Genomic DNA, 25,252 nt, shown 5'->3' with positions numbered 1-25,252 from the left:
TCGAAACGAACGGAGGTGGGAGTTTCACCCTGTAGTCACCCACTCAGGGCTGCGTCACGCCCGTCTGCGCATTCCATTGCTGCTGGCACGCGGGCAGCAGGACGCCCTTCTTCCAGCATTTGGGGGAGAAGGAGGGGAGGGCAACAGCATAGTCATAGCCCGGCGATCCATAATATTGCTCGCCAGCGACCACGAGCGACTTCTTGATCGAGGCGAGGCCATTGCGCGCCACTTCATGCAGCGTGCCGCGATCGGCGAAGATCGCCTGCCGCCCGACGACCGTGGCCGCCTGGCAAAAGCCCTTTTGCGCCTGCACCGTCGAATAGCCCGAATAGATGCGCGTGCCATATTGGTCGGACGCCGCCTGCCCCGGCCGCCCCTTGCCCACGGTGCGCTGGAAATAGCCCAGCAGCACGGTCTGTGCCGAATCAAGTTCCGCGTCATGATGGGCGATCATCGCGTTATAATTGCTGATCGCCAGCAGTGTCGGCTCAAACTGGCATTGCAGCGCGGCGATATTGAGCGCCGCGCGCAGGTTCCACACCAGCCCGGCTTTGATCTCGACCGCATTGGCGCCCGGCAGGCCCATCGCCGTCGCGGCGGCCGCGTCCGTCAATGGCGGCGCGGAAAGGTCGGGCGGCGACCAGAAAAATTGCGCGGCGGCGGGCTGCGCCATCATGGGCGTGACGACCAGCGCCAGACCCGCAAGGATAGGGCGCAACGGGGAACGGAAGCTCATGAAACGATACTCTCCAACGGGACGTCGTATGTCCCCCTCATATTCTCTCAACCAAGGCTATCAGGCCTGAACCATCACTGATCGGCCAGAATCTCGGCATCCTCGCCTTGCGCCGTTTCGGCGGCAGGTTTTGCCACCGTAGCGCCCGCATTGTCGGCGGCGTTGCCGCTCGGCAGCGCGACCGCCGTGCCTTCGCTCTGCACCCCGTCCAGATCCGTCATGGCGTCGGTCGCGGTGCCATCCACCACTTCCATATCCTTCATCTCGACCTTGTTGCCGCCCTTGTCAGCACTGCCACAGGCGGCAAGCGCAAATAGCATGGTGAAAACTACGGTCATTGCGTTCCGACGCATCCGGGTCTCCTTCAGGCCCGGCACCCTCCGCCCGGCGAAAGGCCAGACCCTAGCGGTCCGTTCCGCATTGCTCAACCCCCGTGCCGCATCGACCCAAGCGATTGAGAAAAGCAGGGAAATGCGCGTGCAACGCACCGTCCAGCGCGGCCATGGAGGCCATGCCGCCCAATGCCGCAATGCTGGTGACCGGATATTCGCTGATCCCGCACGGCACGATGCCGGAAAAATGCGACAGATCAGGATCGACATTGATCGAAAAGCCATGGAGCGTGACCCAGCGCCGCACCCTTATGCCCAGCGCGCCGATCTTCGCCTCCCGCCCCTGCGCGTCGTCGGTCCAGATGCCGATCCGCCCCTCCGCCCGCCGTGCTTCAACGCCCAAGTCGCCCAACGCCGCGATCATCCAGCCTTCGAGATGATGGACGAAATTGCGGACATCCTTGCCGCGTCTGCCAAGGTCGATGTTGAGATAGCCGATCCGCTGCCCCGGTCCATGATAGGTATAGCGCCCGCCGCGCCCGGCATCATGCACCGGAAAGCGCGGGTCGATCAGCTCGGCGGGATCGGCGCTGGTCCCGGCGGTGTAGAGCGGCGGGTGTTCGAGCAACCAGACCCGCTCGCGCGCCTCGCCCGCTTGGATCGCGGCGGCCCGCGCCTCCATGTCCGCCAGCGCTTCGGGGTAAGCGACAGGCGCTGTGTCCACGCGCCATTCGACGCTATCGGGAAAGGGGAGGGGCTGGTTCATGACCCTTCCTTGACTTGGGGCGGGCGAGCGATCAAGTCTCCACCCGATTTACGCAGCTATCAGGCAGGCAATTCAAGATATGGCGACGATGTCGATCGGCAAGGCGTGGGAGGAGGCGGTGGCCTTCGTCGCCCGCGAGGCCACATTGCTGTTTCCGGTGGCGCTGCTGTTCGTTGCGTTGCCCGGCCTGATCCTGCAGGAAATGACCCCGCCGGAATTGGCCGCCTGGTCGCTTGCGCCCACTGCCTCGACCATGCCTGCGGTTCCGGCCAGCTACTGGCTGGGACTGGTGGTCGCGATTCTCCTCGTCTGGTTCGGGTCGCTCACTTTGTTTGCGCTGGCCCTGCGTCCCGGCATCAGCGTCGGGGAGGCGCTGCGCCTCGCCTTCCACCGTCTGCCCGTGCTGATTGGCACGGCCCTGGCGGTGATCGGCGCGCTGATGGTGGCCGCCCTGGCAGTCGTGATTGTGATGGTCTTGTTATCGCTCATATCGAAGGCGCTCGCAGCAGGTCTCGCCGTGCTGCTTGGATTCGCGGTCGCCGGGGCGGCGCTTTTCGCCAGTATCCGCCTCATGCTGCTCAATCCGGTGGTGATTGACGGCAGCGCGGGCGTCATGCCTTCGCTCCGACAGGCATGGGCGCTCACGCGCGGCCATTTCTGGCGGTTGCTGGCCTTCATCCTGATCATCACGATTTTGTCAGCGATCAGCAGCGCGGCGGCGCAGGCGATATTCGGCCTGCTTGGCAGTCTGGTAGGCGGCGCTGATGCGGCGCGGCTGGCCGGCACTATTGCGGCGGCGGCCATCTCAACGGTGTTGCAGGTCTATATGCTCGTCATGATCGCGCGCCTCTATCGTCAGGCGTCGGCGGCCTGATCCAGCAGCGGCACGTGCGGCGCGCAGTCGGGCGGTAAAATCCCGGCGAGGCGCGGATCGGCAAATGTCTCGATCTCGCGCTTCGTCGCCACGAACCCGGCCTTGATGTAGAATCCCAGTGCCGCCGGACTATCGAGCGTGCAGGTGTGGACCCAGAATCGCTCCACCCCCTTGCGCCACGCCAGCGCCTTGGCCTGCGCCATCAGCCATTGGCCATGACCCTTGCCGTTCAATTGCGGCACCAGCCCGAAAAAGCCCAGCTCGCAATCGGGCATCGACCGGAAATCCAGCTCCAGCAGCCCGACCTCTATCCCGCGCGGATCGGTCACGGCATAAATCTCGACAGCCGGATCATGGATGATCATGGCCAGCGATTCGTCGCTCATCACCAGCCGCGAAAACCACAGCCATGGCTCGCCCACCCGGCGGAACAGCGCGCGATAGGTGTCGAGTTTCGGCGCCTTCCACCGCACCAGTTGCAGCGGGGCGGGCGGGATCGGTGCGGGGCGGGGACGCGCGCGCATCTCCAGATGGGTGACGACCGCCGCCACCATGCCCGGCTCGACCGCGATCAGCGCCATCGTCTCTAGCTCCAGCTCGCCATCGGCGGCAGGCTCATCAGGATCGCGTCGATATTGCCCCCCGTCTTGAGGCCGAACAGCGTCCCCCGGTCATGCACCAGATTGAATTCCGCATAGCGGCCGCGCCATTCCAGCATCGCGGCATAGTCCGCATCGGTCCAGCTTTCGCCCATGCGCCGCCGCACGATCGGCGGATAGGCGTCCAGAAAGGCGTCGCCCACCGCGCGGGTGAAAGCGAAATTCGCGTCGAACCCGGCATCATCGGCACATTCCAGATGATCGTAGAAAATCCCGCCGACGCCGCGATGGACGCCGCGATGGGGAATGTAGAAATAGTCGTCCGCCCACGCCTTGAAGCGCGGATAATAGTCCCCGTCATGCGCGTCGCAGGCGCTTTTCAGCACGTCATGGAAATGCGCTGTATCTTCTTCGCGCGGCAAGGGCGGGTTCAGGTCCGCGCCGCCGCCGAACCAGCTTTTCGTCGTCACCAGATAGCGCGTGTTCATATGGACGGCCGGGACATGGGGATTGGCCATATGCGCGACCAGGCTGATTCCCGTGGCGAAGAAGGCCGGATTGTCCGCCGCGCCATGGATGGTCTGCGCGAATCCGGGGGCAAATTCCCCGCCGACGGTGGAGACATTGACCCCGACCTTCTCGAAAATCTTGCCCTTCATCACCCCACGCACGCCGCCGCCGCCTTCGCCCGGTGCCTGCCCTTCGGCTTCCCGGTCCCAATGCGTGTAGGCAAAGCTGGCATCGCTTCCCGCTTCCCGCTCGATCGCCTCGAACGCGGCGCAGATTCGGTCGCGCAGCGATTCGAACCAGGCGCGCGCAACCTGCTGCCGGGAATCGAGGGCGAAGGGGACGGTAGGAATGGGGGCAGGGGTCATTGCGGGAACTTTCCGGTCTGGCGCAGGGCTTCGGCGACGGCGATGCCCGTGGAAACGGCGATATTCAAGGATCGAAACCCCTCTGCCATGGGAATACGGATCCGAATATCGGCGATATCGCGCACTTCTATGGGGACGCCCGCGCTTTCCGATCCCATCAGCAACACATCGTCCGCGCGGAATTCGACGTCGGGCAGACGCTGCGAGGCATGGGCGCTCATCAGCAGCAGGCGGCGGCCCTGCGCGCGCCGTTCCGCGTCGAAGGCCGCAAAATTGGCGTGGCGGGTGACATCGGCCGACGCGCCATAATCCATCGCGGCGCGCTTCAGCCGGGCGTCGGAAAAGGCGAATCCGGTCGGCATGATGATGTCCACCGGCACGGCGAAACAGGCTGCCAGACGCAGGATCGCGCCGACATTGCCTGCTATTTCGGGTTGGTAAAGGGCTATACGCATGACCCGCGCCATAATGCAGCGCGGCAAATTGTCATAGGGTACGTGACTTTGCTGTTGGCAAAGAGCGCGCACTGAGGTTATCAGGCCCGCGAACCACGCCGGGGGGAAGGCGGGGCCATTTCGCATGGCTATCCGAATTCCTTGAAATAAAGGTGCCGGTAACGGCGCTGCGGCGGGATCAGGGACGTTCTTGCAAGGGTTAAGGTGCATGGCGATCGTTGAACATACAGACAGCACGGGTCTATCCGGCGATGATGGGGTGCGTCGTCGCGATTTCATCAACATCGCCGCAGTGAGTTTCGCAGGAGTCGGCGCCGTTGCCGTCGTCCTGCCGCTGATCGACCAGATGAACCCCAGCGCCGACGTGCTGGCGCTTGCATCGACCGAAGTCGATCTTTCGGCGATCCAGCCGGGGCAGGCGATCAAGACCACTTTCCGCAGCCAGCCGCTTTTCGTGCGCCAGCTGACGGAAAAGGAAATCGCCGAAGCCGACAAGGTGGATGCCTCCACGCTGCGCGATCCGCAGACGCTGGAAGAGCGCACCGTTGATGGCAAGAAGCAGTGGCTGGTGACCATGGGTGTCTGCACCCATCTGGGCTGCGTGCCGCTGGGCGCGGGCGAGGGCGAGAATAAGGGCGAATATGGCGGCTATTTCTGCCCATGCCATGGTTCGTCCTACGACACCGCCGCGCGCATCCGCAAAGGCCCCGCGCCCAAGAACCTGGAAGTGCCGAAGTTCAGCTTCACTTCCGACACCGCCATTCTCGTAGGCTGAGGTAAGAAACGATGAGCTTTCCCTGGGCTGAGCAATATACGCCGAAAAATCCGGTGATGGTGTGGATCGACGACAAGCTGCCGCTTCCGCGTCTCGCCTATAACGCCGTGGGTGCGGGCTATCCCGTGCCGCGCAACCTCAACTATTTCTGGAACTTCGGCGTATTGGCCGGTCTGGCTCTGATGATCCAGATCGTCACCGGCGTGATCATGGCGATGCATTATGGCGCCAATGATCTTGTCGCTTTCAGCACCGTCGAACAGACGATGCGCGACGTGAATGCCGGCTGGCTGATGCGCTATGCGCACGCCAACGGTGCCAGCTTCTTCTTCATCGTCGTCTATCTCCACATCTTCCGCGGCCTTTATTTCGGTTCCTACAAGGCGCCGCGCGAAATGGTGTGGCTGCTCGGCCTCGTCATCTTCCTGCTGATGATGGCGACCGCGTTCATGGGCTATGTGTTGCCCTGGGGTCAGATGTCCTATTGGGGCGCGAAGGTGATTACCGGCCTGTTCGGCGCGATCCCCGTGGTCGGCGAACCGATCCAGACCTGGCTGCTGGGCGGTTTTGCCCCCGGCAACGCCTCGCTCAACCGCTTCTTCTCGCTGCACTTCCTGCTGCCCTTCGTGATTGCCGGTGTCATCATCCTGCACATCTGGGCGCTGCATATTCCGGGTTCCTCCAACCCGACCGGCGTGGAAGTGAAGGGGCCGCAGGACACTGTGCCGTTCCACCCCTATTACACCGCCAAGGATGGCTTCGGCGCGGGCGTGTTCCTCATCGCCTTCTGTGCGCTGCTGTTCTTCGCCCCCAACTTCCTGGGCCACCCGGATAACTATATCGAAGCGAACCCGCTCTCGACCCCCGCGCACATCGTGCCGGAATGGTATTTCTGGCCCTTCTACGCCATCCTGCGCGCCTTCACGGTGGACTTCTTCTTCGTCCCCGCAAAGCTGCTGGGCGTGCTGGCGATGTTCGCGTCGATCCTGCTGCTCTTCTTCCTGCCCTGGCTCGACACCTCTCCGGTGCGGTCGGGCAAATATCGGCCGACCTTCAACAAGTTCTTCTGGATTCTCGTCATCGACGTGCTGATCCTGGGCTGGTTGGGCGGCGCGCCGGCGGAAGAACCGTTCGTGATGATGAGCCAGGTCGCGGCGGCCTATTATTTCGCCCACTTCCTGATCATCCTTCCGCTGATCTCGCGCTCTGAAAAGCCGCTGCCGCTGCCCGGCTCGATCACCGAGGCCGTGCTGGCAAAATATGGCAAGACCGACGGCGCAACCGTCGCGGTCCCGGCCGAATAAGGGGTAGACAAGACCATGGTTCGCATTGGCGCATTCCTCGTCGGCCTCTTCTTTGCAGGCTGGCTGTTCATCTCCTTCCTGATCGGTGCGGTGGCTTATGTCTCCGAACCGCCAGTACCCACCGTGGAAAAGGCTTTCCACGAGTTGCCCAAGCATGTGGCCTATTCGTTCGACGGGCCGCTGGGTCATTATGACAAGCAGCAGCTCCAGCGCGGCTTCCAGGTGTTCAAGGAAGTCTGCTCGGCCTGCCACAGCCTGAAGTTCGTGGCGTTCCGCGATCTCGAAGCGCTCGGCTATAATGAAGCCGAAGTGAAGGCGATCGCCAAGCAGTGGGCGATCAAGACCCCGTCGGTCGATCCGGCCACCGGCGAAGCCTCCACGCGTGAGCCTGTGCCGTCCGATTATTTCCCCAAGCCCTTCGCGAACAATGTCGCGGCGGCGGCGGCGAACAATAATGCGATCCCGCCAGACCTGTCGCTGATGACCAAGGCCCGCCACCATGGCAGCGCCTATGTCTATTCGCTGCTGACGGGCTATCAGGCGCAACCGGCAGAACTTCTCAAGGAATTCCCGGACGCCAAGACGCCGGAGGGGCTGCACTACAACCCCTATTTCGCCAACCTCAACCTGGCGATGGCACCGCCGCTGACCGCTGAGGGGCAAGTGACCTATGGCGACGGCACGAAGCCGACGGTGGACCAGATGGCGCAGGACGTTTCGGCCTTCCTGACCTGGACTGCCGAACCGAAGCTGGAAAACCGCCACCGTGCGGGTCTGGCGACGCTGATCTTCCTGCTGATCGCGACGGGCCTGGCCTATATGTCCTACCAGAATATCTGGGCGGACAAGAAGAAGGCGGCCTGACGGTCTGGTCCGACAGGACAAGCATAGCCAAGGGCGCGGTTTCTTGAGGAAACCGCGCCCTTTCTCTATAGGGACGCCATGACCAGCGACCTGACCGACCTCATCCGCACCATTCCCGACTTTCCCAAGCCGGGCATCCAGTTTCGCGACATCACGACGCTGCTGGCCGATGGGGAAGGGCTGCGCGACCTGACCGCACGGCTGGCCGATATCGCCCGTCCGCTTGACGCGGACCTGATCGTCGGGATCGAGGCGCGGGGCTTCATCCTGGGCGCGGCACTGGCGCTTGCGCTGGGCAAAGGCTTCGTTCCGGTCCGCAAGAAAGGCAAGCTGCCCGGCAAGACCGTAGGGATCGACTATGTTCTGGAATATGGCACCGACCGGCTGGAACTGCATGAAGGTCAGGTGCCGCAGGGCGCGCGCGTGCTGCTGGTTGACGATCTGATCGCGACCGGCGGCACGGCAGTGGCCGCGGCGCAATTGCTGCGCGAACAGGGGGCGAGCGTGCTGATGGCCTTGTTCGCGATTGACCTGCCGGAGCTTGGCGGCATGGCGGCGTTGGAGGCAGAAGGCATCGCTGCGCGGGGGATCATGACCTTCGATGGGCATTGAAGCCATGCCAAGGCTGCTCTTTCTCTACGGCCCGGCGGCGGTCGGCAAGCTGACCATTGCGCGGATGGTCGCGGACCGCACCGGTCTTGCGCTGTTTCACAACCATCTGATTGTCGATGCGGTCGCGGCCATATTTCCTTTTGGATCGCCGGAATTTGTTCGGCTGCGTGAGCAATTCTGGATGGAGGCCATGGTTTCGGCCATTGCGGCCAGCCGATCGCTGATCTTCACTTTCACGCCCGAACCCAGCGTTGCGTCCGATTTCCCGCAGCGCCTTAAGGCGCGGGTGGAAGCGGCCGGCGGGAAGCTTTGCTTCATCGCGCTGACCGTAGCGGCTGACATACAGGATGCGCGGATTGCCGATCCGGGCCGCGCTGCATTTGTCAAGTTGCGCTCGCTCGATCTGTTGCGTGCCATCCGCGCCGATTGCGATCGCTGCATGGCCACCATGCCCGCGCCGTTACTGACCCTCGACACCGGCCTGATCTCGCCCGAACAAGCGTCCGAGCGCATCATCGCCCTGCTATAGGCGGCTGCCTGGCTGTGGACGCAGCGCTGCCTCCAGCATGTCCACCGCCGCCGCCAGCCGCTCGTCCAGCAAACCCAGCAACGCTGTCCAGCCATGGATATGGTCCAGCTCGCCCGGCCCGTCAGAAATGCCACGCAGCCCCATCAGCGGTACGCCATAGCGGGCGCAGGCCCGCGCCACAGCGAACGTCTCCATGTCCACCATATCCGCGTCGATCGCTGCATAGCCGTCTCCGCCCACGATATTGGCCCCGGTCGACAGCCGTGCGGTCGTCAGGACCAGCGGCGTCAGGAGTGGCAGGTCGACCGGATGATCGACAAAGGGGGTGACGCCCTTCACGAACCCCAGTCGCGAGGCATCCATGTCGCGCCATGACACGCTGGAGACTTGTACCACCTCACCCAATCCGCACACCCGCGATCCTGCCGAGCCCAGACACACGACCAGATCGGGCAGGGCATCCGCCCGCGCCATGTCGTGCAGCGCAATGCCCGTGGCCAGCGCCGCCTCGATTGGACCCACGCCCGTCATCAACGGGGCGAATCGGGCGCGCAACTGCGTCCCATATTCCGCCTCCGCTGCCATCACGAACAACAGGCGCTGGCCGGAAATCGTCTCGCAAACCGGGATCATCTGGTCCTCCGCCTGTGACAAAAGAGAAAGCCCGCCACCTGAAAACAGGCGACGGGCTTTGTCATGGTGGGCGTAGCAAGGATTGAACTTGCGACCCCTGCGATGTCAACACAGTGCTCTACCACTGAGCTATACGCCCACGGGAGTTGGGCCAATAGCCGGGGGACTGGGCCTGCGCAAGCGGGAAATTGCAGGCGAGCGACATTCTTCTGGACAGGGCGGGGACGGCCCATATGCTGCGGCGCAAACAGGGGGACGCCAAGACATATGCTGCCATCGCCATCCTCGCCGATCCAGACGACGCCGCGTCTGCCATGGTATCGCCAGCTCTATGTCCAGGTGCTGATCGCGATCGCGTTGGGTGTCGCGATCGGCCATTTCTTCCCCGATATGGGCGTGCAGTTAAAGCCGCTGGGCGACGCCTTCATCAAGCTGGTCAAGATGATCATCGCTCCCGTCATCTTCCTCACCATCGTCACCGGCATTGCGGGGATGAAGGAATTGGGCGCGATCGGCCGGGTGGCGGCCAAGGCCTTCGCCTATTTCCTGACCTTTTCGACGCTGGCGCTCATTGTCGGGCTGATTGTCGCCAATCTGGTGCAGCCCGGCGCGGGCCTCAATATCGATCCGGCCAGTCTGGATGCAGGCAAGGTCGCCGATTTCGCACATAAAGCGCATGAAAGCACGCTGACCGGCTTCCTGATGAGCATTATCCCCGCGACCATGGTGTCTGCGGTCGCCGACGGCAACATATTGCAAGTCCTGTTCGTCGCCATCCTGTTCGGCATCGCGCTGACCATGATCGGGGACAAGGCAGCGCCGCTGATGGCGGTCCTCGAATCGGCCAGCCATGCGGTGTTCAAGCTGGTCGCCTTTCTGATGAAGGCGGCACCGGTCGGGGCGTTCGGGGCCATGGCCTTCACCATCGGCGAATATGGCGTCGGCACGCTGGCCAATCTGGCCGGGCTGGTCGCGACTTTCTACCTGACGTCGCTGCTGTTCGTGCTGGTGGTGCTGGGCACTGTCGCCCGGCTGGCGGGCTTCAACATCCTGCACCTTATCCGCTACCTCAAGGCCGAGTTGCTGCTGGTGCTGGGGACATCCTCGTCCGAAGCCGCGCTGCCCAGCCTGATCGAGAAGATGGAGCGGGCCGGGTGCCGCAAGTCGGTGGTCGGGCTGGTCGTGCCGACCGGCTACAGCTTCAACCTGGACGGCACCAATATTTACATGACGCTGGCGGCTTTGTTCATCGCCCAGGCGTGCAATGTGGATCTGACCCTGCAACAGCAGGTCTTGCTGCTGCTGGTGGCGATGATCTCGTCCAAGGGCGCGGCGGGCGTGACCGGCGCGGGCTTCATCACGCTGGCGGCGACGCTGTCGATCGTACCGTCGGTGCCGGTGGCCGGCATGGCGCTGATATTGGGGGTCGATCGCTTCATGAGCGAGGTCCGGGCGCTCACCAACTTTGTCGGCAATGCCGTCGCGACGGTGGTGGTGTCGGCCTGGGAAAAGGGGCTGGACCGCGAACGATTTGTCGCCGCCATGGCCGGCATCCCGCTCAACCCCACGCCCGATATGGAGGAAGTGATCGAGGATTGAGGCGCCGGGTTCAGTTCAACCCGGTCAGGCTTTCGCTGCCGAACATCCGTTCGACCTCCAGCACCAGATCGCGCAGGTGGAAGGGTTTGGACAGCACCTTGGCCTGCGGCACTGCTTTCCCGGCTTTCAGCGTCACGGCGGCAAAGCCCGTAATGAACATGATCCGCATGTCAGGGGCGACGGACGCCGCGTGCTGCGCCAGTTCGATCCCGTCCATTTCCGGCATTACGATATCGGTCAGCAGCAGGTCGAACCGGTCCGACGCGATATGAGGCAGGGCTTCCGTGCCGGTCGCCACAGCCACGACTTCATAGCCGGACCGTTCCAGCGCGCGCGCCAGATAGACGCGCATACTCTCATCATCTTCGGCCAGTAATATGCGAACCATTGCGCCAGCTACTCTTGTTGCCGTTTCCGGCTTGTCCCCCATGCCCCCGTCAGGGTGGCGTCCCTGTCCGATATATGCGACAAGGTGTAAATATTATCCAGCCGAGTAACCATTTTTGGTGCGGCCAGTGAATATGGTCGATGAAAGGAGCCTCGTTGGATCGTCCCGCGCTGCGTCCTCCCGCCCGGACTGAGGCGGGTTTCGATCGTTTTGGCCCCGCCATTCCCGACCGGCCCATCATCCTTTCAGTACCCCATGCCGGGCGCGAATATCCGTCTGAACTGCTGGCGCAGGCGCGGGTGCGGCAACAGCAATTGCAACGGCTGGAGGATCGCTGGGCCGACCTGCTGGTCCAGCCGCTGATCGCGCGCGGTTTTACTGTTGCCATAGCCCGCGCCCCGCGCGCGCTCATTGATCTCAACCGCCATGAGCGGGAAATCGACCCCGCAATGCTCGTCGGCGTGCCGCGTGATGCCGGGCTTCAGAGCAGCGTCAAGCTGCGTGGCGGGCTGGGCCTCATTCCCCGCCGCATGGTCGGCGCGCATGAACTGTGGCACAAACCGGTGGCATGGCATGATGTGCAACGCCGGATCGAGACCATCCATCGGCCCTATCATGCCGAACTGGCCCGTTTGATGACCGCGGCGCGCGATGCCCATGGTCATGCGATCCTGATCGACCTCCATTCCATGCCGCCCTTGCCGCCTCCCACCGCCGGGCAAGCCGCGCCGGGGATCGTGCTGGGCGATCGTTTCGGGCGCAGCGCCTCTACCCGGCTGATGACGCTGGCGGCCGATGTCGCCGCCGGCCATGGCATCGTCGCGGCGCAAAATCATCCCTATGCGGGCGATCATCTGATCGAGCGCCATGGTCGGCCCGAAAGCGGGCTGCACGCGATCCAGATCGAGGTGGATCGCAGCCTCTATCTGGATGACGCGCTGGACCAGCCGGGATCGGGGCTTGCCCGGATGCAGGGGATCATCATGGCCATCGCCGAAGCCTTGGCGAGCGAATTGCCGCGCGCCGACTATGCGCTGGCGGCCGAATAGAGGTCAGCCACCGCGCGCCATGACCAGCCGCGCGCCCGCAACGCTCAGATGGTGCGAATCGAAATAGAGCGGCTTGCCGCCGCGCTCGATCGCGCAGTGCCGCCCATCGCACAGCGCCGCGACCGGATCGATCAGCCGGATGCCACGCGCCTGCCATCGCGCAAACAGCGCGCGCAAATGGATCGTGCGTCCGTCCACCCAGGATCGCACCACGCCCTCGCCCTGTGCCTGTTGCCCGGCGCGTGCCAGATGGGCCAGGCGGCGGGGCACGTCGAAGGGTTGCGGCGGCACCGGGCCGATCAGCACAACCTCCCGCCCCTCCGCCCGGATGGCGGCAATGGTGCGGTCCAGTCTGGCTACAAAGCCCGGTTCGTCAAAATCGCCATTGGCCCAGAAGGCAGCGAGATAGATGCGGCGAATGCCCGGATCGGCGCGCAATGCGGCAAAGGCGGCGCGATTCGCCGCCGCGCAGCGCGCATCCTTGGGGTCATCATAGCCCAGCACGGGCGGGCAGCTCGATGTCGTGCGCTGCACCAGCGCGCGCCCTTGTGCTTTCGCCTCCAGCGCCAGCGCATAGGCCAGTTCCACCCCATGGCTGTCGCCCCACAGCATCGCATCGGGCGGGACCGCCGCCCCCAGCACGCATGGCGGCGCGCTGCGGGCGAATATGTCGTGGCAGCGTTTGCGCTCCGGGCTGATATCGTTACGTCCCGCCGCTTGCGCCAGCACCGTCGGCGAAAAACGCGATGGCCATGGTCCCGCTGCCAGCAACGCCAGCGACAGACCGCACAGCAGCGCCATCGTCGCGCCGGTGAAACGGAAAATCGTCCGCGCCGGCATTGCCTGCGAATCGCGAAACGGGCGTTCGACAAAACGCCAGGACAGGATCGCCGCAATGAACGACCAGCCTATCGCTGCCACGCATGTCCAGCCTGCCACGGCCATGTCGGTCGCATATTCGGTAAACACGATGACCGGCCAGTGCCACAGATAGAGCGAGTAGGACACAAGGCCCACGCCCACCAGCGGCGACCAGCCGAGCAACCGCCCGGCGCTGGTTCCCGGTGCGCTGTGGATCAGCGCCGCCGCGCCCAGTACCGGGGCGATGGCGGCGATACCGGGGAACAGCGTGCCGCGATCATAGCAGCCGACCGCCAGCGCAATCGCGGCGATCCCGCTCCATGCCACCAGTTCGCGCAGCCAGCGGACCCGCAAGGCAGGCACCACGCCCAGCGCCAGCAGCGCGCCTGCCAGCAATTCCCACGCACGGGCAGGCAGCAGGTAGAAAGCAAAGCCGCTGGTGTCGCGCTGCATCGCTATCGACAGGGCCAGCGATCCTGCCGCGATGATCAGCACCACGCCTGTGCGCCAGCGGGGAGCGATGCGGGCCATGACCATCAGCAGGATGGGGAAGCCGATATAATATTGTTCCTCCACCGCCAGCGACCATGTGTGGAGCAGCGGCTTGACGTCCGCGCCGCCGGCAAAATAGCCGGTGTCGGTGAAGAACCACAGGTTCGACGCAAACAAGGTCGCCGCCAGCGCGGACCGCGGCACCCCCTCCAGATCGCCGGGCAGATAGAGTAAGGCGCTTATGCCCAGCACCACCAGGATCATCAGCCCCAGCGCAGGGACGATCCGCCGGAAGCGCCGTTCGTAGAAGCGGACCAGCGAGAAGCGGCCTTCATCGATTTCGCGGGCGATGATGCCGGTGATCAGATAGCCGGAAATGACGAAGAAAATGTCGACCCCGACATAACCGCCACCAAAGCCCGGCACATGGGCGTGGAACAGCAGCACCGGCAGAATTGCCAAGGCGCGCAGTCCATCAATGTCGCGGCGATAATGCATTGGCCCCGGCTTAGGGACAAAGCCCTGACATTTGCTTTACCCGCGACTCGCGAAGAGGCGGCAGATGGTTAAAGTTTCGGCAAGCGATTGCATTTCACGCAATCGCGCTTTCATCCTTCGCATTTGCGAAAAATCTGCGCGTCGGACAGAAATACTGTGCCTTTCAGGCATCCTCTCCTAAACTTTTTGGGCTGGTCTGCGGATCGGCCCTTTTTTTTGGTCCCGGCTTGGGCTAGGCCGACTGGGCTACAGCCGCGCCATATAACATGTTTCTGGAGAGGGGCCGCCGGTAAGACCGGCAAGGCGAGGCCATAGCAAGGGGGATTGAGCGTCGCTCCGCTCTCCCCCACTTTCTTGATCCACAATTGAAATCGAGCAGCTTTGCACGGCTCCTTATCCTCCCCTTGCAGGGGAGGTGTCAGCGCGTAGCGATCACGGAGGGGTGTCGTCCTCTCGATAGCATGACACCCCTTCGTCTGGCCTGCGGCCATCCACCTCCCCTTAAACGGGAGGATGATGTGCAGTCTAAATCGCTTCTGGCTCTCAAGCCTTCGCCAAACAGGACGCCGCCAGGCGGCTATTCCTTCCCATAGGCCGTGACCATTGCCACTTCCGCCTTGTCGCCCAGCACCACGCCGACGCGCTGGTGCAGGCTGGTGGCATCGACGTCCATGATCGGGATGAAGCCGTCGGTGGCCGCGCCGCCCGCCTGCTCGATCAGATAGCTCATCGGATTGGCCTCATACATCAGACGCAACCGCGCCTTGCCCGGCGTGCGGTGATCGGCGGGGTACATGAAGATGCCGCCGCGCTTGAGGATGCGGTGGACGTCGGCGACCATGGAGGCGGTCCAGCGCATGTTGTAATCCACGCCGCACGGCCCTTCGGCACCCATCACCCGTTCCTCGATATAGCGGGCGACGCCGGGCGACCATTGGCGGCGGTTGGACATGTTGATCGCAAATTCGCACTTGCCCTGCGGCATCTTCATGTCGCGATCGGTCATGACCCAACTGCCGACTTCGCGGTCCAGCGTGAATTCATGCACGCCGGTGCCGACGCTCAGCACCAGCAGCGTCTGCGGGCCGTAAATGGCGTATCCCGCCGCGACCTGCGCGCGGCCATTCTGGAGGAAATCCTCTTCCGTCACTTCGCGTCCAGCACATTCGTCAGGGGCTTTGAGCACCGAAAAGATCGTGCCGACCGACAGGTCGACGTCGATATTGCTGGACCCGTCGATCGGATCGAACAGCAGCAGATATTCTCCCTTGGGATAGCGGTTGGGGATGCGGTGGATCGTCTCCATTTCCTCCGACGCCATCGCGGCCAGATGCCCGCCCCATTCATTGGCGTCGAGCAGCAGTTCATTGGCGATCACGTCCAGCTTCTTCTGCACCTCGCCCTGCACATTTTCGCTGTCCAGGCTGCCCAGCACTTCGCCCAGCGCGCCCTTGCTCACCGAATGGCTGATCGTCTTGCACGCGCGCGCCACGGTTTCGATCAGCAGCCGCAGTTCGGCGGGCAGCGCATTGGCGAGGCGTTGCTGTTCGATCAGGAAACGGGTGAGGGTGGTTCTGGCCATGGGCTGCCTTTCGCTTGGGGCATGAAGGCCGCAGCGACAAGGCCGCAGCATGAAGAGAAGAACGGGACTTCGCTAAGCGACTCGATCGTCCCCGTCCAGTCGCATGGGCTTTGGTTTTCTTCATGACAACGCCGTCATGTGTCAAAGTGTGTCGGCGGGAACCGGCGGACATTCCTGTCGTTGCGATAGCGTGCCGAAAACCCGCACGGAAGGATCACCATGGACAGCCTGCTTACCGCCTTTACCGATCCCACGGCGCTTGCCGCGCTCATCGCGCTGGTGGTGATGGAAGTGGTGCTGGGCATCGACAATCTGGTGTTCATTTCGATCCTGACCAACAAGCTGCCGGAACATCAGCGGCAAAAGGCGCGGCGCATCGGTATCGGCCTGGCGCTGGGTATGCGGCTCGTCCTGCTGTCGATGATCGCGTGGATCGTCGGCCTGACCGCGCCCGTGTTTGACCTGGGGATCAGCGGCCCGCTCAACCAATATGGCGCGCCGAGTTTCGAGACGGAATTTTCCTGGCGCGACCTGATCCTGATCGCCGGTGGCCTGTTCCTGATCTGGAAAGCGACCAAGGAAATCCATCATAATGTCGATCCGTCGGGCGGCGACGATGTGCTGGACAAGAAAAGCGTGGCGACGATCACCTTTGGCAGCGCGATCGTGCAGATCATCCTGCTCGACATGATCTTCTCGCTCGATTCGATCCTGACCGCCGTGGGCATGACCGACAATCTGGCGGTGATGGTCATCGCCGTGCTGGTAGCCGTCGGCGCGATGGTGCTGGCCGCCGATCCGCTTGCCAACTTCATCGCGAAGAACCCGACCGTGGTGATGCTGGCGCTGGGCTTCCTGCTGATGATCGGCGCGGTGCTGATCGCCGACGGTTTCGGCGTGCATGTGCCCAAGGGCTATATCTATGCGGCGATGGCTTTCTCCACGCTGGTGGAGTGCCTCAACATCTTTGCGCGCCGGGCGCAGGCGCGGAAAAGCGCGCAATAGGCCCATGTGCGGCCGTGCAGCACGTGCCCGGCGACGGCTATTCGACTGATCAGGCCAGCGTCAGGAAAATCTCCGCCTCGATCATCCACGCGCCGCCCATTTCGCGCCATTTGGCGCTGTACGTGCCGGACGCCAGCGTTACGCCGCTGCCGGTAGAGACGCCCTGCCAATGGCCCTGTTCCATCGCGATCGGTTCCACCGGCGAAACGATGATCGTGTCAGGCGTGCGGGTGTAGATCAGCCGGTCCTTTGCCGCGAATTCGCGTTTCCAGGCGAGCAGTTGCGCCTTGCGCCCGGTGATAAGCGCGCTGTCGGTGCCCGCGACCAGCACGGCGTTGGGGGCGAGCAGCGGGCCGATGGCGGCAAGGTTCGCGTCGGCCAATGCGCGGTTGAAGGTGGCGCGGGCGATGCGGATGGCTAGGTCGGCGGTCGCAGTCATGGCAGGACTTTCGAGGTCATCACATTGCGCTCCCGCCTGCGCGGGAACCTGGCAGGGTTTACCCGCACCGCGCCGATGTAATCACCATTGCCTCGTCATAACTGACGGTCAGCCGGTCGGCGCGGAAGTCCATGGTCATGGCCATGCCAGGCCCGCCCCAGCGCAAGGTTTTGGCGCCCGATGCTGCCAGCAATGCCGCGCCGGTTTCGGCGCTCGCTTTTTGTCCGGTGAAGCGGGCGAGGCCGTCGTGGTTGCAGGGACCGTTCGTGGCGGTCGGCGGGGTGGTGGTGGCGCAAGCCGTGAGCGCAAATGCGCTGGCAAGGGACAGGATGCGGTGCATGATGTTTTTCTCCTTACCCAATTTCCATTTCCCGTTCGGGCTGAGCCTGTCGACGCCCCGCTTTTCTCTCAAAAGAAAAACGGCTCTTCGACAAGCTCAGGGGGAACGGGTGAGGGAAATCACTCCGTCCGCGTCATCTTCAGCCGGCCGCCCTTGACCGCGAAAGCCAGTCGCCCTTCGACCAGATCAACTGCGTCGCGGCCATATTGTTCATAGCGCCAGCCTTCCAGTATCGAGAGGTCATTGCGGACGCCCGCCGCCAGCGCTTCGATATCGTCGCTGCGCGCCAGCAGGCGGGAGGCAACGTTGATGTCGCGCGATCGGATCTTGAGCAGCAATTTGAGCAGGTCGGCGACCAGCGCGCCATCCTTGCCCAACCCCGGACGGCGGGGTTCGCGGTCTGGCATTTCGTCTTTGCCCAGCGGCTGATGCTTGGCCAGCGAGGCCATCAGCCGTGCGCCAATGTCGTTGGTGCGCCAGGTCGCGGACAGGCCGCGCACCTTGCCCAGATCGTCCTGCGTGCGGGGCGGGTGGCTGGCGATGTCGGCCAGCGTCTCATCCTTGACGATGCGACCGCGCGGCAGATTCTTGTCCTGCGCCTCAATCTCGCGCCACGCCGCCAGCGCTTTCAGGCGACCCAGCACATCGGCCTTCTTGCTGGCGATGCGGACGCGCTTCCACGCATCTTCGGGCAGCGTCTCATAATGGCTGGGATCGCTGATCCGCTCCATTTCCTGGTCCAGCCAGTCGCCGCGCCCGGTCTTGCGCAATTCTTCCAGCATCTTGGGGAAAATCTGGATCAGATAGGTGACGTCGCCGATGGCATAGTCGATCTGGCGCTTGTCTAACGGGCGGCGCGCCCAATCGGTGAAGCGCGCACCCTTGTCCAGCTGCACGCCCAGCCATGCCTCGACCAGATTGCCATAGCCGATCTGTTCGCCAAGCCCCAGGGCCATGGCCGCAATCTGGGTATCGAACATCGGGTGCGGCGTCTTGCCGGTCAGATTATAGACGATCTCAATGTCCTGCCCGCCGGCATGAAAGATTTTCAGCACATCCTCATTATCGACCATCAGGTCGAGCAGCGGCTGGAGGTCGATGCCCGCTGCCTTGGGGTCGATGGCGGCGGCTTCATGGGCGTCGGCCACCTGGATCAGGCAGAGTTCGGGCCAATAGCTGTTTTCGCGCATGAATTCCGTGTCGATGGCGACATAGGGGGATTTGGCGATGCGGGCGCAAAAATCGGAAAGTGTCTTGCTGTCGGTAATCAGCGGATGGATTTGCATATGGTCATCGATCTTATTATGGGCAGGCCCGCTCCCTGGCGGGCTGGTCGTAGTGACCTAATGCCCATAGCCTGCCGTCAGGGCTTTGTCATTTCCGTAAAACGAAGCTGAAAGACCAAAACGCCATGCACGCCTATCGCACCCACACTTGCGGCGCCCTTCGTGAAGCCGATGTCGGCACGGCCGTACGCCTGTCCGGCTGGGTGCATCGCAAGCGCGACCATGGCGGGGTGTTGTTCGTCGATCTGCGCGACCATTATGGCATTACCCAGGTGGTGGCGAAGGCGGATAGCGAGGCGCTGCGCGTGCTGGAGGGGCTGCGGCTCGAATCGGTGGTGACGATCGACGGCGCGGTCGTGGCGCGCGGTCCAGAAGCGACCAATCCCAAGATGGAAACCGGGACGATCGAGGTCGTCGCGGACGCGGTGATCGTGCTTTCGACTGCGGCGGAACTGCCGCTGCCGGTGGCAGGCGAGCAGGACTATCCCGAAGATATCCGCCTGCGCTACCGCTTCCTCGACCTGCGGCGTGAGACGCTGCACGCCAATATCGTCAAGCGCACCAAGATCATTTCGGACATGCGCCGCCGGATGGAAGGCGCGGGCTTCACCGAATATTCGACGCCGATCCTGACCGCGTCCAGCCCCGAAGGCGCGCGCGACTTTCTGGTGCCCAGCCGCATCCATCCGGGCAAATTCTACGCCCTGCCGCAGGCGCCGCAGCAATATAAGCAGCTGTTGATGGTCGCGGGTTTCGACCGCTATTTCCAGATCGCGCCCTGCTTCCGTGATGAGGATCCCCGCGCCGACCGGCTGCCGGGCGAATTCTACCAGCTCGACCTGGAAATGAGCTTCGTCACCCAGGAAGAAGTGTGGGACACGATGGAGCCGGTGATCGCCCAGGTGTTCGAGCAGTTCGCCGACGGCAAGCCGGTGACGCCCGCGGGCAGCTTCCCGCGCATCCCGCACGCGGAAGCGCTGCTGAAATATGGGTCGGACAAGCCGGACCTGCGCAACCCGATCGTCATTCAGGACGTGACCGATCATTTCGTGGGGTCCGGTTTCGGTATCTTCGCGTCGCTGGTCGAAAGCGGCAGCGTCATTCGCGCGATCCCGGCACCGGGCGCGGGTGCGGGCAGCCGCAAATTTTTCGATGAGATGAATAATTGGGCGCGGGGCGAGGGTTATTCGGGCCTTGGCTATATCAACATCAAGGACGGGGTGCCCGGCGGCCCGATCGCCAAGAACCATGGCGAGGAAGCGACCGCCAAGCTGGTCGTTGCGCTGGGTCTGGGTGCCAATGACGGCGTGTTCTTCGCCGCGGGCAAGGAATCGCAGGCGGCCAAGCTCGCCGGTCTGGCGCGCACCCGCGTCGGCGAAACGCTCGACCTCATTGACAAGGACCGGTTCGACCTGTGCTGGATCGTGGACTTTCCCTTCTATGAATATGATGAGGATACAAAGTCGGTCGATTTCGCGCATAACCCCTTCTCCATGCCGCAGGGTGGGCTGGATGCGTTGAACAATCAGGACCCGCTGACGATCAACGCATTCCAGTATGACATGGTCTGCAACGGCTTCGAGATCGCGTCTGGATCGATCCGCAACCAGTCGCCCGAACTGATGGTCAAGGCGTTCGAGCTGGTGGGCCTGTCCCAGCAGGATGTGGAGGATCGCTTCGGCGGCCTCTATCGCGCGTTCCAGTACGGCGCGCCGCCGCACGGTGGCATGGCCGCTGGCGTCGATCGCATCGTGATGCTGCTGTGCGGCGCGCAGAATCTGCGCGAAATCACGCTGTTCCCGATGAACCAGAAGGCCGAGGATTTGCTGATGGGCGCACCCAGTGCCGCCGAGTTCAAGCAGCTGCGCGAACTGCATGTTCGCGTGGTGGAGCCGCAGGCCAAGGGCTGAGCTTTCCTTTTTCGTCCTGCTGATCTTGCTTCAGCATCCAGGGTGGCGGACACAGCGTCTGTCGCCCTGGATGCCGGATCGGGTCCGGCATGACGAAGGAGGATTGCTGCCCATGACCATCGACCTTGCGACCCATGAATCCGCGCCGAAATATGACGGCGATTATGATGCGGCGCTGGCCGCGCTCCAGCAGCGGCTGGCCAAGATCCAGGTCGCCCATATCCTGCACAAGCGGCGCAGCGTCATCCTGCTGGAGGGCTGGGACGCGGCGGGGAAGGGCGGGATCATCAAGCGGATGTCGGCCGACTGGGACCCGCGCTACTATCAGGTCCATCCCATCGCCGCGCCCAATGAAGTCGAGCGGGACCATCATTTCCTCTGGCGTTTCTGGACGCGGCTCCCGGCCAGCGGCAATATCGCGATCTTCGACCGCAGCTGGTATGGCCGGGTGCTGGTGGAACGGGTCGAGGGATTTTGCAGCAAGGCCGACTGGAAACGCGGCTATGACGAGATCAATGCGTTCGAGAAGCAGCAGATCGACGCGGGGATGAACATCGTCAAATTGTTCGTCCACATCACCCAGGAGACGCAGGACAAGCAACTGGCCGAGCGGCTCGACACGCCATGGAAGCGCTGGAAAACCGGCGCGGACGATTATCGCAACCGGGCCAGGCGCGCGGACTATCTGGATGCGATGCACGCGATGTTCAAAAATACCGACACGAAACATGCGCCCTGGCATGTCATCGACAATAATCACCGCAAGGGCGGCCGCATTGCCGCGCTGACCTATGTGGCCGATCGGCTGGAGGCGCTGGTACCGATGGATTTCCCGGTCGCTGATCCCACGGTCGTGAAACTGGCCAGACAGGCATTTGGCTACCGGCCCGGTGATTTTGCATAAAATACTGTAAAAACAGTCACTTGTAACAAAATTGTCATGAAATTCTAACGGCTCGTTTACCATTGGGCGGCTAAGGCTGCGGCCATGTTTCACGCCCGCTTATCCCCGCCAGATGTGTCCGGCCAGATCGACTTGCCTTTGGCGCAGGACAAGCCGGTGATCCGGCTGGGGCGTCCGCTCAGTGAGGCGGTTGATTGTTTCCAGCTGGATTCTGCGCTGCGCCTGTTGCCGGTGCTGGGCGCTGACGACCGGCCGGTCGGCGCGATCTACGAGCGTGACATGCGCCGCATCCTGTTCAATCCCTTTGGCCATGCGTTGCTGCGCAACCCCAGTTTCGGCGGGCGGCTGGACGATCATGTCCGCCCCTGCGCCCATGTCGACCGGCGCGTGAGCGTGGACCGGCTTGTCGATCTCTACGCCGCGCAGGGGACGGGGTGCGAGGGGCTTATCGTGACCGATGACGGACGCTATGCCGGGGTGCTGGACGGCGCGCTGCTGCTGCGGCTGACGGCACAGCGCGATGCGCGGGTGGCGCTGGCGCGATCGGAGCGGGTCGAACAGATCAGATGCGAAAGCACCAGCTTTCAGGGCGATATCGCCCTGCTGATCGCTGACATGGTGGCGATGGCCGAACAATTGTCGGCACTCGCGACGCAGGCGGCGGAACGCGCGGCGGGCGATGGCGCGGACAGCGCGGCCATGGCGGTGGCCGCCGCGCAGACCGCCGATCGTCTGGCCGGCATCGCGTCGGGCGGCGTGGAACTGGGCCAGCTATTCCAGGCGATGGAGCGTGAGGCGCGCGATGCAGGCGCCGCGATCCGCGATGCGGCGGCGCGCAGCCGGTCGGGCATGGTGCAGGGCGAGATGCTGCGGACAGAGACGGAGAATATCGGCGAGGTCGTCGCCCTGATCGATAGCATCGCGGCCGCGACAGCGATGCTGTCGATCAACGCGAGTATAGAGGCTGCGCGGGCGGGAGAGGCGGGGCTGGGTTTTGCCGTCGTGGCGCGCGAGGTGAAGTCGCTGGCGCAACAGACGCGCGATGCCGCAGCGGGCATAGCCGGGCGGATTGCGCATATCCGCGCCACCGTGGCCGATGTGGCGGCGGGCCATATGCAGATGGATGCGGCGATGACCCGCGCAGACGGGCTGTCGGCCGCCCTGTTTGATGCTGTCGCCCGGCAGGCCGCCTTCAGCCGCGCCATTGCCGACAGCGTGGCGGAAGCCGGATCGTCCAGCGATCATATCCGCACCGGGGCACAGGCGATCAGCAGCAATGCCGACGCGACGGTGCTGGGCACGCGGGCGATGCAATCGGTCGCGCAAAGGCTGGCCGGGGAGGCGCACAGGCTGGAGGCGCGGGCGGGTGGTTTCATCATGGCGATCGGCGCGACCTGACAATCAGTACAAATCCCTCTGGCGTCGCGCGCAAATGGCGATAGGCTGTGCTTCCATAAAAAGGAGAGGAAGCCATGCTCGTCATGTTCGTGGGCACTGACCGCACCGAAACCGCCGTCAATGCGTCGCAAGTCACCTTCGTCTCGTCGGTCAATGACGGCACCCGCATCCGCTTTGGCGAAGGCCGCAGCGTGACCGTGACCGAACCGATCGCCGAAGTATTGGACAGCCTCAACCGGTCGCTGCGCCCCCACGACTAGGGGCTGGCATAAGCGACGATAGTGGCGCTCCATAAGGCTCCTCCCCCTTTGAGGGGGAGGCTGGGTGGGGGTGTGCTGCCGCCGGCGTGGACGCTCGGCTTCGCCTCGCTCCCCCTCCCCCAACCCTTTCCCGCCGGGGAGGGGAGATGAGGCACAAGCATCGTCGCGCGATGGAATGACCTGACATATCGCCCGCCCGGCTTGCGACGGGCGACCTTTTCGCGCCATGTCGCAGGCGGAGAAGGAGACATGATGCCCCGCGATTTCGGTGCCTATGATTATATCATCCTGGGCGCCGGCAGCGCGGGGTGCGTGCTGGCCAACCGGCTGAGCGCGGACCCGCGCCATCGCGTATTGCTGCTGGAGGCGGGCGGCAAGGATGACTGGCTGTGGATCAAGGTGCCGGTCGGTTATCTCTATTGCATTGGCAATCCGCGCACCGATTGGTGCCTCAAGACCGAAAATGAGGCGGGGCTGGGCGGGCGGTCGATCGGCTATCCGCGCGGCCGGGTACTGGGTGGCTCCTCCTCGATCAACGGGATGATCTATATGCGGGGTCAGGCGCGCGACTATGATGGCTGGCGGCAGGCGGGCAATATCGGCTGGGGCTGGGACGATGTGCTGCCCTATTTCAAGCGCGCGCAGGATCATTTCGGGGGGCCAAGCGATGCGCATGGCGCGGGTGGCGAGATACGGGTGGAGCGGCAAAGGCTGCGCTGGGACTTGCTGGAAAAATTCCGCGAGGCCGCACGGCAATATGGGGTGCCGCATAGCGATGATTTCAACGGCGGCGACAATCTGGGGTCCGGCTATTTCGAGGTGACGCAGAAGCGCGGGCGGCGCTGGAGCGCGGCCGACGCTTTCCTGCGCCCGGCGATGGGGCGGTCCAATTTGCGCGTGATCACGGGGGCGACGATCGACCGGGTGACCGTCAAGGAAAGGCGCGCGGTCGGGGTGCGCTTCCTGCTGGACGGCGAAGCGTGCGAGGCACGGGCCGACGGCGAAATATTGCTGAGCGCGGGCGCAATCGGGTCACCCACCATTCTCCAGCGGTCTGGCATCGGCGATGGCGGCAAGCTTTCCGCGCTGGGCATCGCCAGCGTCCATCATCTGCCCGCCGTGGGCGAGAATTTGCAGGATCATCTCCAGATACGCTGTGCCTGGGCTGTGACCGGCGCGGTGACGCTCAATGCGCGCGCGTCGTCCCTGCTGGGCAAGGCGTGGATGGGCATGGAATATCTGGCCCGCCGATCCGGCCCGATGGCGATGGCGCCCAGCCAGTTGGGCCTGTTCGTGAAATCCAACCCGCGCTTTGAATCCGCGAACCTGCAATATCATGTCCAGCCTTTGAGCCTGGCCGCCTTCGGCGGCGCGCTCGATCCTTTTCCCGCTTTCACCGCCAGCGTGTGCAATTTGCGGCCGCAGAGCCGGGGCAGCGTGTGGGCGGGGTCAGCCGACCCGATGGCCGCGCCTGCTATCCGGCCCAATTATCTGTCGGCGCCAGAGGATCAGCAGGTCGCGGTGGAGGCGGTGCGGGTGACGCGGGCCATAGTGGGCCAGGCAGCGCTGGCCCCTTATGCCCCGCGCGAGTTCCGCCCCGGCCCGGAACGGCAGGATGACGCCGCGATACTGGAAGGCGTCGGCGCGATCGCCAGCAGCATCTTCCATCCGGTCGGCACCGCCGCGATGGGCACGGGATCGCGCGCGGTGGTGGACACGCAGTTGCGGGTGCATGGGATTGACGGGCTGCGCGTGGTCGATGCGTCGGTGATGCCGACGATCACGTCCGGCAACACCAACGCACCGGTCATGATGATCGCGGAAAAGGCGGCGACGATGGTGCTTGAAGCGAGATGATTCTTCCTTGATCCGTTCGTTTCGAGC

27 protein-coding genes and 1 tRNA gene are annotated in these 25,252 nt (G+C 63.7%); 14 read left to right on the top strand and 14 right to left on the bottom strand.

The genetic code is table 11. The annotated features are described in order from the left end of the window. Nucleotides 1–43: 43 nt before the first annotated feature. The 3 genes from EBBID32_RS12090 to lipB form a co-directional block, all read right to left on the bottom strand. Nucleotides 44–739, bottom strand: coding sequence for a hypothetical protein (locus tag EBBID32_RS12090; protein WP_006957613.1), 696 nt, complete (start codon nt 737–739; stop codon nt 44–46). A gap of 74 nt (nt 740–813) precedes the next feature. Continuing rightward, entirely contained in the window at nt 814–1,092 is a 279-nt protein-coding gene (locus tag EBBID32_RS12085; RefSeq protein WP_006957611.1) for a hypothetical protein, read from the bottom strand. 49 nt (nt 1,093–1,141) lie between these two features. Continuing rightward, the gene (gene lipB, locus EBBID32_RS12080; RefSeq protein WP_006957609.1) at nt 1,142–1,837 is read right to left on the bottom strand and encodes a lipoyl(octanoyl) transferase LipB; all 696 of its coding nucleotides are present in this window, start codon (nt 1,835–1,837) and stop codon (nt 1,142–1,144) included. A gap of 79 nt (nt 1,838–1,916) precedes the next feature. On the opposite strand from lipB, the gene EBBID32_RS12075 reads away from it, so the two are divergent. Further along, nucleotides 1,917–2,711 carry a hypothetical protein gene (locus EBBID32_RS12075; RefSeq protein ID WP_006957607.1) on the top strand — a complete coding sequence of 265 codons (795 nt, stop codon included), beginning with the start codon at nt 1,917–1,919 and terminating at the stop codon, nt 2,709–2,711. On the opposite strand, the gene EBBID32_RS12070 is transcribed toward EBBID32_RS12075, so the two are convergent. Genes EBBID32_RS12070 through EBBID32_RS12060 form a run of 3 tightly spaced genes read right to left on the bottom strand, consistent with a single transcriptional unit; the run spans nt 2,693 to nt 4,652 of the window. Beyond that, complete coding sequence (locus EBBID32_RS12070) at nt 2,693–3,292, bottom strand: GNAT family N-acetyltransferase (protein ID WP_006957605.1); 600 nt, start codon at nt 3,290–3,292, stop codon at nt 2,693–2,695. The two genes, EBBID32_RS12075 and EBBID32_RS12070, sit on opposite strands and share 19 nt — an antisense overlap. Before the next feature lie 5 nt (nt 3,293–3,297). Beyond that, nucleotides 3,298–4,185 (bottom strand): oxygen-dependent coproporphyrinogen oxidase, encoded by an 888-nt coding sequence (gene hemF / locus EBBID32_RS12065; RefSeq protein ID WP_006957603.1) that lies wholly within the window; start codon nt 4,183–4,185, stop codon nt 3,298–3,300. Then, nucleotides 4,182–4,652 carry a tRNA (cytidine(34)-2'-O)-methyltransferase gene (locus tag EBBID32_RS12060; protein ID WP_037490432.1) on the bottom strand — a complete coding sequence of 157 codons (471 nt, stop codon included), beginning with the start codon at nt 4,650–4,652 and terminating at the stop codon, nt 4,182–4,184. The genes hemF and EBBID32_RS12060 overlap by 4 nt, the downstream gene beginning before the upstream one ends. 196 nt (nt 4,653–4,848) lie before the next feature. Here EBBID32_RS12060 and petA point away from each other — a divergent pair, with 196 nt between their 5' ends. The 5 genes from petA to EBBID32_RS12035 all read left to right on the top strand — a co-directional run bounded on the left by petA (nt 4,849) and on the right by EBBID32_RS12035 (nt 8,724). Then, entirely contained in the window at nt 4,849–5,415 is a 567-nt protein-coding gene (gene petA, locus EBBID32_RS12055) for a ubiquinol-cytochrome c reductase iron-sulfur subunit (RefSeq protein WP_006957600.1), read from the top strand. An 11-nt stretch (nt 5,416–5,426) separates the two neighbouring features. Next, nucleotides 5,427–6,719, top strand: a complete 1,293-nt coding sequence (locus EBBID32_RS12050; protein ID WP_006957598.1) for a cytochrome b — start codon at nt 5,427–5,429, stop codon at nt 6,717–6,719. Between the two features lie 15 nt (nt 6,720–6,734). Then, nucleotides 6,735–7,583, top strand: coding sequence for a cytochrome c1 (locus EBBID32_RS12045; RefSeq protein WP_006957596.1), 849 nt, complete (start codon nt 6,735–6,737; stop codon nt 7,581–7,583). Between the two features lie 78 nt (nt 7,584–7,661). Further along, nucleotides 7,662–8,195, top strand: coding sequence for an adenine phosphoribosyltransferase (locus EBBID32_RS12040; protein ID WP_006957594.1), 534 nt, complete (start codon nt 7,662–7,664; stop codon nt 8,193–8,195). 4 nt (nt 8,196–8,199) lie between these two features. Beyond that, nucleotides 8,200–8,724, top strand: coding sequence for a shikimate kinase (locus tag EBBID32_RS12035; RefSeq protein ID WP_037490435.1), 525 nt, complete (start codon nt 8,200–8,202; stop codon nt 8,722–8,724). Here EBBID32_RS12035 and EBBID32_RS12030 read toward each other — a convergent pair. Beyond that, entirely contained in the window at nt 8,719–9,357 is a 639-nt protein-coding gene (locus EBBID32_RS12030; RefSeq protein ID WP_037490428.1) for a 5'-methylthioadenosine/S-adenosylhomocysteine nucleosidase, read from the bottom strand. The genes EBBID32_RS12035 and EBBID32_RS12030 overlap by 6 nt on opposite strands. Before the next feature lie 64 nt (nt 9,358–9,421). Continuing rightward, nucleotides 9,422–9,496, bottom strand: a tRNA-Val gene (locus EBBID32_RS12025). Nucleotides 9,497–9,624: 128 nt separating this feature from the next. Here EBBID32_RS12025 and EBBID32_RS12020 point away from each other — a divergent pair. Continuing rightward, nucleotides 9,625–10,956: a dicarboxylate/amino acid:cation symporter gene (locus EBBID32_RS12020; protein WP_006957587.1), complete on the top strand. Its 1,332-nt coding sequence runs from the start codon at nt 9,625–9,627 to the stop codon at nt 10,954–10,956. A gap of 10 nt (nt 10,957–10,966) precedes the next feature. Here the strand turns inward: EBBID32_RS12020 and cpdR are convergent, their stop codons facing one another. After that, entirely contained in the window at nt 10,967–11,344 is a 378-nt protein-coding gene (gene cpdR / locus EBBID32_RS12015) for a cell cycle two-component system response regulator CpdR (RefSeq protein ID WP_017182848.1), read from the bottom strand. Nucleotides 11,345–11,499: 155 nt separating this feature from the next. On the opposite strand from cpdR, the gene EBBID32_RS12010 reads away from it, so the two are divergent. Continuing rightward, nucleotides 11,500–12,393, top strand: coding sequence for an N-formylglutamate amidohydrolase (locus EBBID32_RS12010; protein ID WP_006957583.1), 894 nt, complete (start codon nt 11,500–11,502; stop codon nt 12,391–12,393). 3 nt (nt 12,394–12,396) lie between these two features. Here EBBID32_RS12010 and EBBID32_RS12005 read toward each other — a convergent pair whose 3' ends face one another. Both EBBID32_RS12005 and EBBID32_RS12000 read right to left on the bottom strand, forming a co-directional pair. Next, nucleotides 12,397–14,244 carry an acyltransferase family protein gene (locus EBBID32_RS12005; protein ID WP_006957581.1) on the bottom strand — a complete coding sequence of 616 codons (1,848 nt, stop codon included), beginning with the start codon at nt 14,242–14,244 and terminating at the stop codon, nt 12,397–12,399. A gap of 577 nt (nt 14,245–14,821) precedes the next feature. After that, on the bottom strand, nt 14,822–15,826 hold the full coding sequence (locus EBBID32_RS12000; protein ID WP_006957579.1) for a class 1 fructose-bisphosphatase: 1,005 nt from the start codon (nt 15,824–15,826) through the stop codon (nt 14,822–14,824). 219 nt (nt 15,827–16,045) lie between these two features. On the opposite strand from EBBID32_RS12000, the gene EBBID32_RS11995 reads away from it, so the two are divergent. Next, the gene (locus tag EBBID32_RS11995; RefSeq protein WP_006957577.1) at nt 16,046–16,831 is read left to right on the top strand and encodes a TerC family protein; all 786 of its coding nucleotides are present in this window, start codon (nt 16,046–16,048) and stop codon (nt 16,829–16,831) included. Between the two features lie 49 nt (nt 16,832–16,880). On the opposite strand, the gene EBBID32_RS11990 is transcribed toward EBBID32_RS11995, so the two are convergent. From EBBID32_RS11990 to rnd, 3 genes are all read right to left on the bottom strand, one after another. Continuing rightward, entirely contained in the window at nt 16,881–17,270 is a 390-nt protein-coding gene (locus tag EBBID32_RS11990) for a nuclear transport factor 2 family protein (protein WP_006957575.1), read from the bottom strand. Nucleotides 17,271–17,328: 58 nt separating this feature from the next. After that, nucleotides 17,329–17,610: an I78 family peptidase inhibitor gene (locus EBBID32_RS11985; protein ID WP_006957573.1), complete on the bottom strand. Its 282-nt coding sequence runs from the start codon at nt 17,608–17,610 to the stop codon at nt 17,329–17,331. 119 nt (nt 17,611–17,729) lie between these two features. Continuing rightward, nucleotides 17,730–18,896, bottom strand: a complete 1,167-nt coding sequence (rnd, locus tag EBBID32_RS11980) for a ribonuclease D (RefSeq protein ID WP_006957571.1) — start codon at nt 18,894–18,896, stop codon at nt 17,730–17,732. A gap of 125 nt (nt 18,897–19,021) precedes the next feature. Here rnd and aspS point away from each other — a divergent pair, with 125 nt between their 5' ends. The 5 genes from aspS (at nt 19,022) to EBBID32_RS11955 (ending at nt 25,225) form a co-directional block, all read left to right on the top strand. Beyond that, nucleotides 19,022–20,806 carry an aspartate--tRNA ligase gene (aspS, locus tag EBBID32_RS11975; RefSeq protein WP_006957570.1) on the top strand — a complete coding sequence of 595 codons (1,785 nt, stop codon included), beginning with the start codon at nt 19,022–19,024 and terminating at the stop codon, nt 20,804–20,806. A 112-nt stretch (nt 20,807–20,918) separates the two neighbouring features. Continuing rightward, the gene (locus tag EBBID32_RS11970; RefSeq protein ID WP_006957568.1) at nt 20,919–21,710 is read left to right on the top strand and encodes a polyphosphate kinase 2 family protein; all 792 of its coding nucleotides are present in this window, start codon (nt 20,919–20,921) and stop codon (nt 21,708–21,710) included. Between the two features lie 84 nt (nt 21,711–21,794). Beyond that, complete coding sequence (locus EBBID32_RS11965; RefSeq protein WP_006957566.1) at nt 21,795–23,108, top strand: methyl-accepting chemotaxis protein; 1,314 nt, start codon at nt 21,795–21,797, stop codon at nt 23,106–23,108. Nucleotides 23,109–23,182: 74 nt separating this feature from the next. Further along, nucleotides 23,183–23,368 carry a hypothetical protein gene (locus tag EBBID32_RS11960; protein ID WP_006957563.1) on the top strand — a complete coding sequence of 62 codons (186 nt, stop codon included), beginning with the start codon at nt 23,183–23,185 and terminating at the stop codon, nt 23,366–23,368. A 252-nt stretch (nt 23,369–23,620) separates the two neighbouring features. Further along, a complete protein-coding gene (locus tag EBBID32_RS11955; RefSeq protein ID WP_006957561.1) occupies nt 23,621–25,225 on the top strand; it encodes a GMC family oxidoreductase in 1,605 nt (534 codons plus the stop codon). The last annotated feature ends 27 nt before the right edge of the window (nt 25,226–25,252 follow it).

The sequence above is a fragment of the Sphingobium indicum BiD32 genome (assembly GCF_000382885.1).
In the GTDB taxonomy this organism is placed as follows: Bacteria; Pseudomonadota; Alphaproteobacteria; order Sphingomonadales; family Sphingomonadaceae; genus Sphingobium; species Sphingobium japonicum_C.
This window is presented reverse-complemented; position numbering and strand designations above follow the sequence as displayed.

Bases quoted from the DNA above. Each gene is read 5' to 3' on its own strand.
- EBBID32_RS12005 (WP_006957581.1), bottom strand. From the start codon at position 14,244: ATGCATTATCGCCGCGACATTGATGGACTGCGCGCCTTGGCAATTCTG.
- EBBID32_RS12060 (WP_037490432.1), bottom strand. From the start codon at position 4,652: ATGGCGCGGGTCATGCGTATAGCCCTTTACCAACCCGAAATAGCAGGC.
- EBBID32_RS11995 (WP_006957577.1), top strand. From the start codon at position 16,046: ATGGACAGCCTGCTTACCGCCTTTACCGATCCCACGGCGCTTGCCGCG.
- cpdR (WP_017182848.1), bottom strand. From the start codon at position 11,344: ATGGTTCGCATATTACTGGCCGAAGATGATGAGAGTATGCGCGTCTAT.
- EBBID32_RS12075 (WP_006957607.1), top strand. From the start codon at position 1,917: ATGGCGACGATGTCGATCGGCAAGGCGTGGGAGGAGGCGGTGGCCTTC.
- EBBID32_RS11990 (WP_006957575.1), bottom strand. From the start codon at position 17,270: ATGACTGCGACCGCCGACCTAGCCATCCGCATCGCCCGCGCCACCTTC.
- EBBID32_RS12070 (WP_006957605.1), bottom strand. From the start codon at position 3,292: ATGGCGCTGATCGCGGTCGAGCCGGGCATGGTGGCGGCGGTCGTCACC.
- aspS (WP_006957570.1), top strand. From the start codon at position 19,022: ATGCACGCCTATCGCACCCACACTTGCGGCGCCCTTCGTGAAGCCGAT.
- EBBID32_RS11970 (WP_006957568.1), top strand. From the start codon at position 20,919: ATGACCATCGACCTTGCGACCCATGAATCCGCGCCGAAATATGACGGC.
- EBBID32_RS12000 (WP_006957579.1), bottom strand. From the start codon at position 15,826: ATGGCCAGAACCACCCTCACCCGTTTCCTGATCGAACAGCAACGCCTC.
- lipB (WP_006957609.1), bottom strand. From the start codon at position 1,837: ATGAACCAGCCCCTCCCCTTTCCCGATAGCGTCGAATGGCGCGTGGAC.
- EBBID32_RS12045 (WP_006957596.1), top strand. From the start codon at position 6,735: ATGGTTCGCATTGGCGCATTCCTCGTCGGCCTCTTCTTTGCAGGCTGG.
- EBBID32_RS11960 (WP_006957563.1), top strand. From the start codon at position 23,183: ATGCTCGTCATGTTCGTGGGCACTGACCGCACCGAAACCGCCGTCAAT.
- rnd (WP_006957571.1), bottom strand. From the start codon at position 18,896: ATGCAAATCCATCCGCTGATTACCGACAGCAAGACACTTTCCGATTTT.
- hemF (WP_006957603.1), bottom strand. From the start codon at position 4,185: ATGACCCCTGCCCCCATTCCTACCGTCCCCTTCGCCCTCGATTCCCGG.
- EBBID32_RS12050 (WP_006957598.1), top strand. From the start codon at position 5,427: ATGAGCTTTCCCTGGGCTGAGCAATATACGCCGAAAAATCCGGTGATG.
- EBBID32_RS12040 (WP_006957594.1), top strand. From the start codon at position 7,662: ATGACCAGCGACCTGACCGACCTCATCCGCACCATTCCCGACTTTCCC.
- EBBID32_RS12090 (WP_006957613.1), bottom strand. From the start codon at position 739: ATGAGCTTCCGTTCCCCGTTGCGCCCTATCCTTGCGGGTCTGGCGCTG.
- EBBID32_RS12085 (WP_006957611.1), bottom strand. From the start codon at position 1,092: ATGCGTCGGAACGCAATGACCGTAGTTTTCACCATGCTATTTGCGCTT.
- EBBID32_RS11965 (WP_006957566.1), top strand. From the start codon at position 21,795: ATGTTTCACGCCCGCTTATCCCCGCCAGATGTGTCCGGCCAGATCGAC.
- EBBID32_RS11955 (WP_006957561.1), top strand. From the start codon at position 23,621: ATGCCCCGCGATTTCGGTGCCTATGATTATATCATCCTGGGCGCCGGC.
- EBBID32_RS12020 (WP_006957587.1), top strand. From the start codon at position 9,625: ATGCTGCCATCGCCATCCTCGCCGATCCAGACGACGCCGCGTCTGCCA.
- EBBID32_RS11985 (WP_006957573.1), bottom strand. From the start codon at position 17,610: ATGCACCGCATCCTGTCCCTTGCCAGCGCATTTGCGCTCACGGCTTGC.
- EBBID32_RS12035 (WP_037490435.1), top strand. From the start codon at position 8,200: ATGCCAAGGCTGCTCTTTCTCTACGGCCCGGCGGCGGTCGGCAAGCTG.
- EBBID32_RS12030 (WP_037490428.1), bottom strand. From the start codon at position 9,357: ATGATCCCGGTTTGCGAGACGATTTCCGGCCAGCGCCTGTTGTTCGTG.
- petA (WP_006957600.1), top strand. From the start codon at position 4,849: ATGGCGATCGTTGAACATACAGACAGCACGGGTCTATCCGGCGATGAT.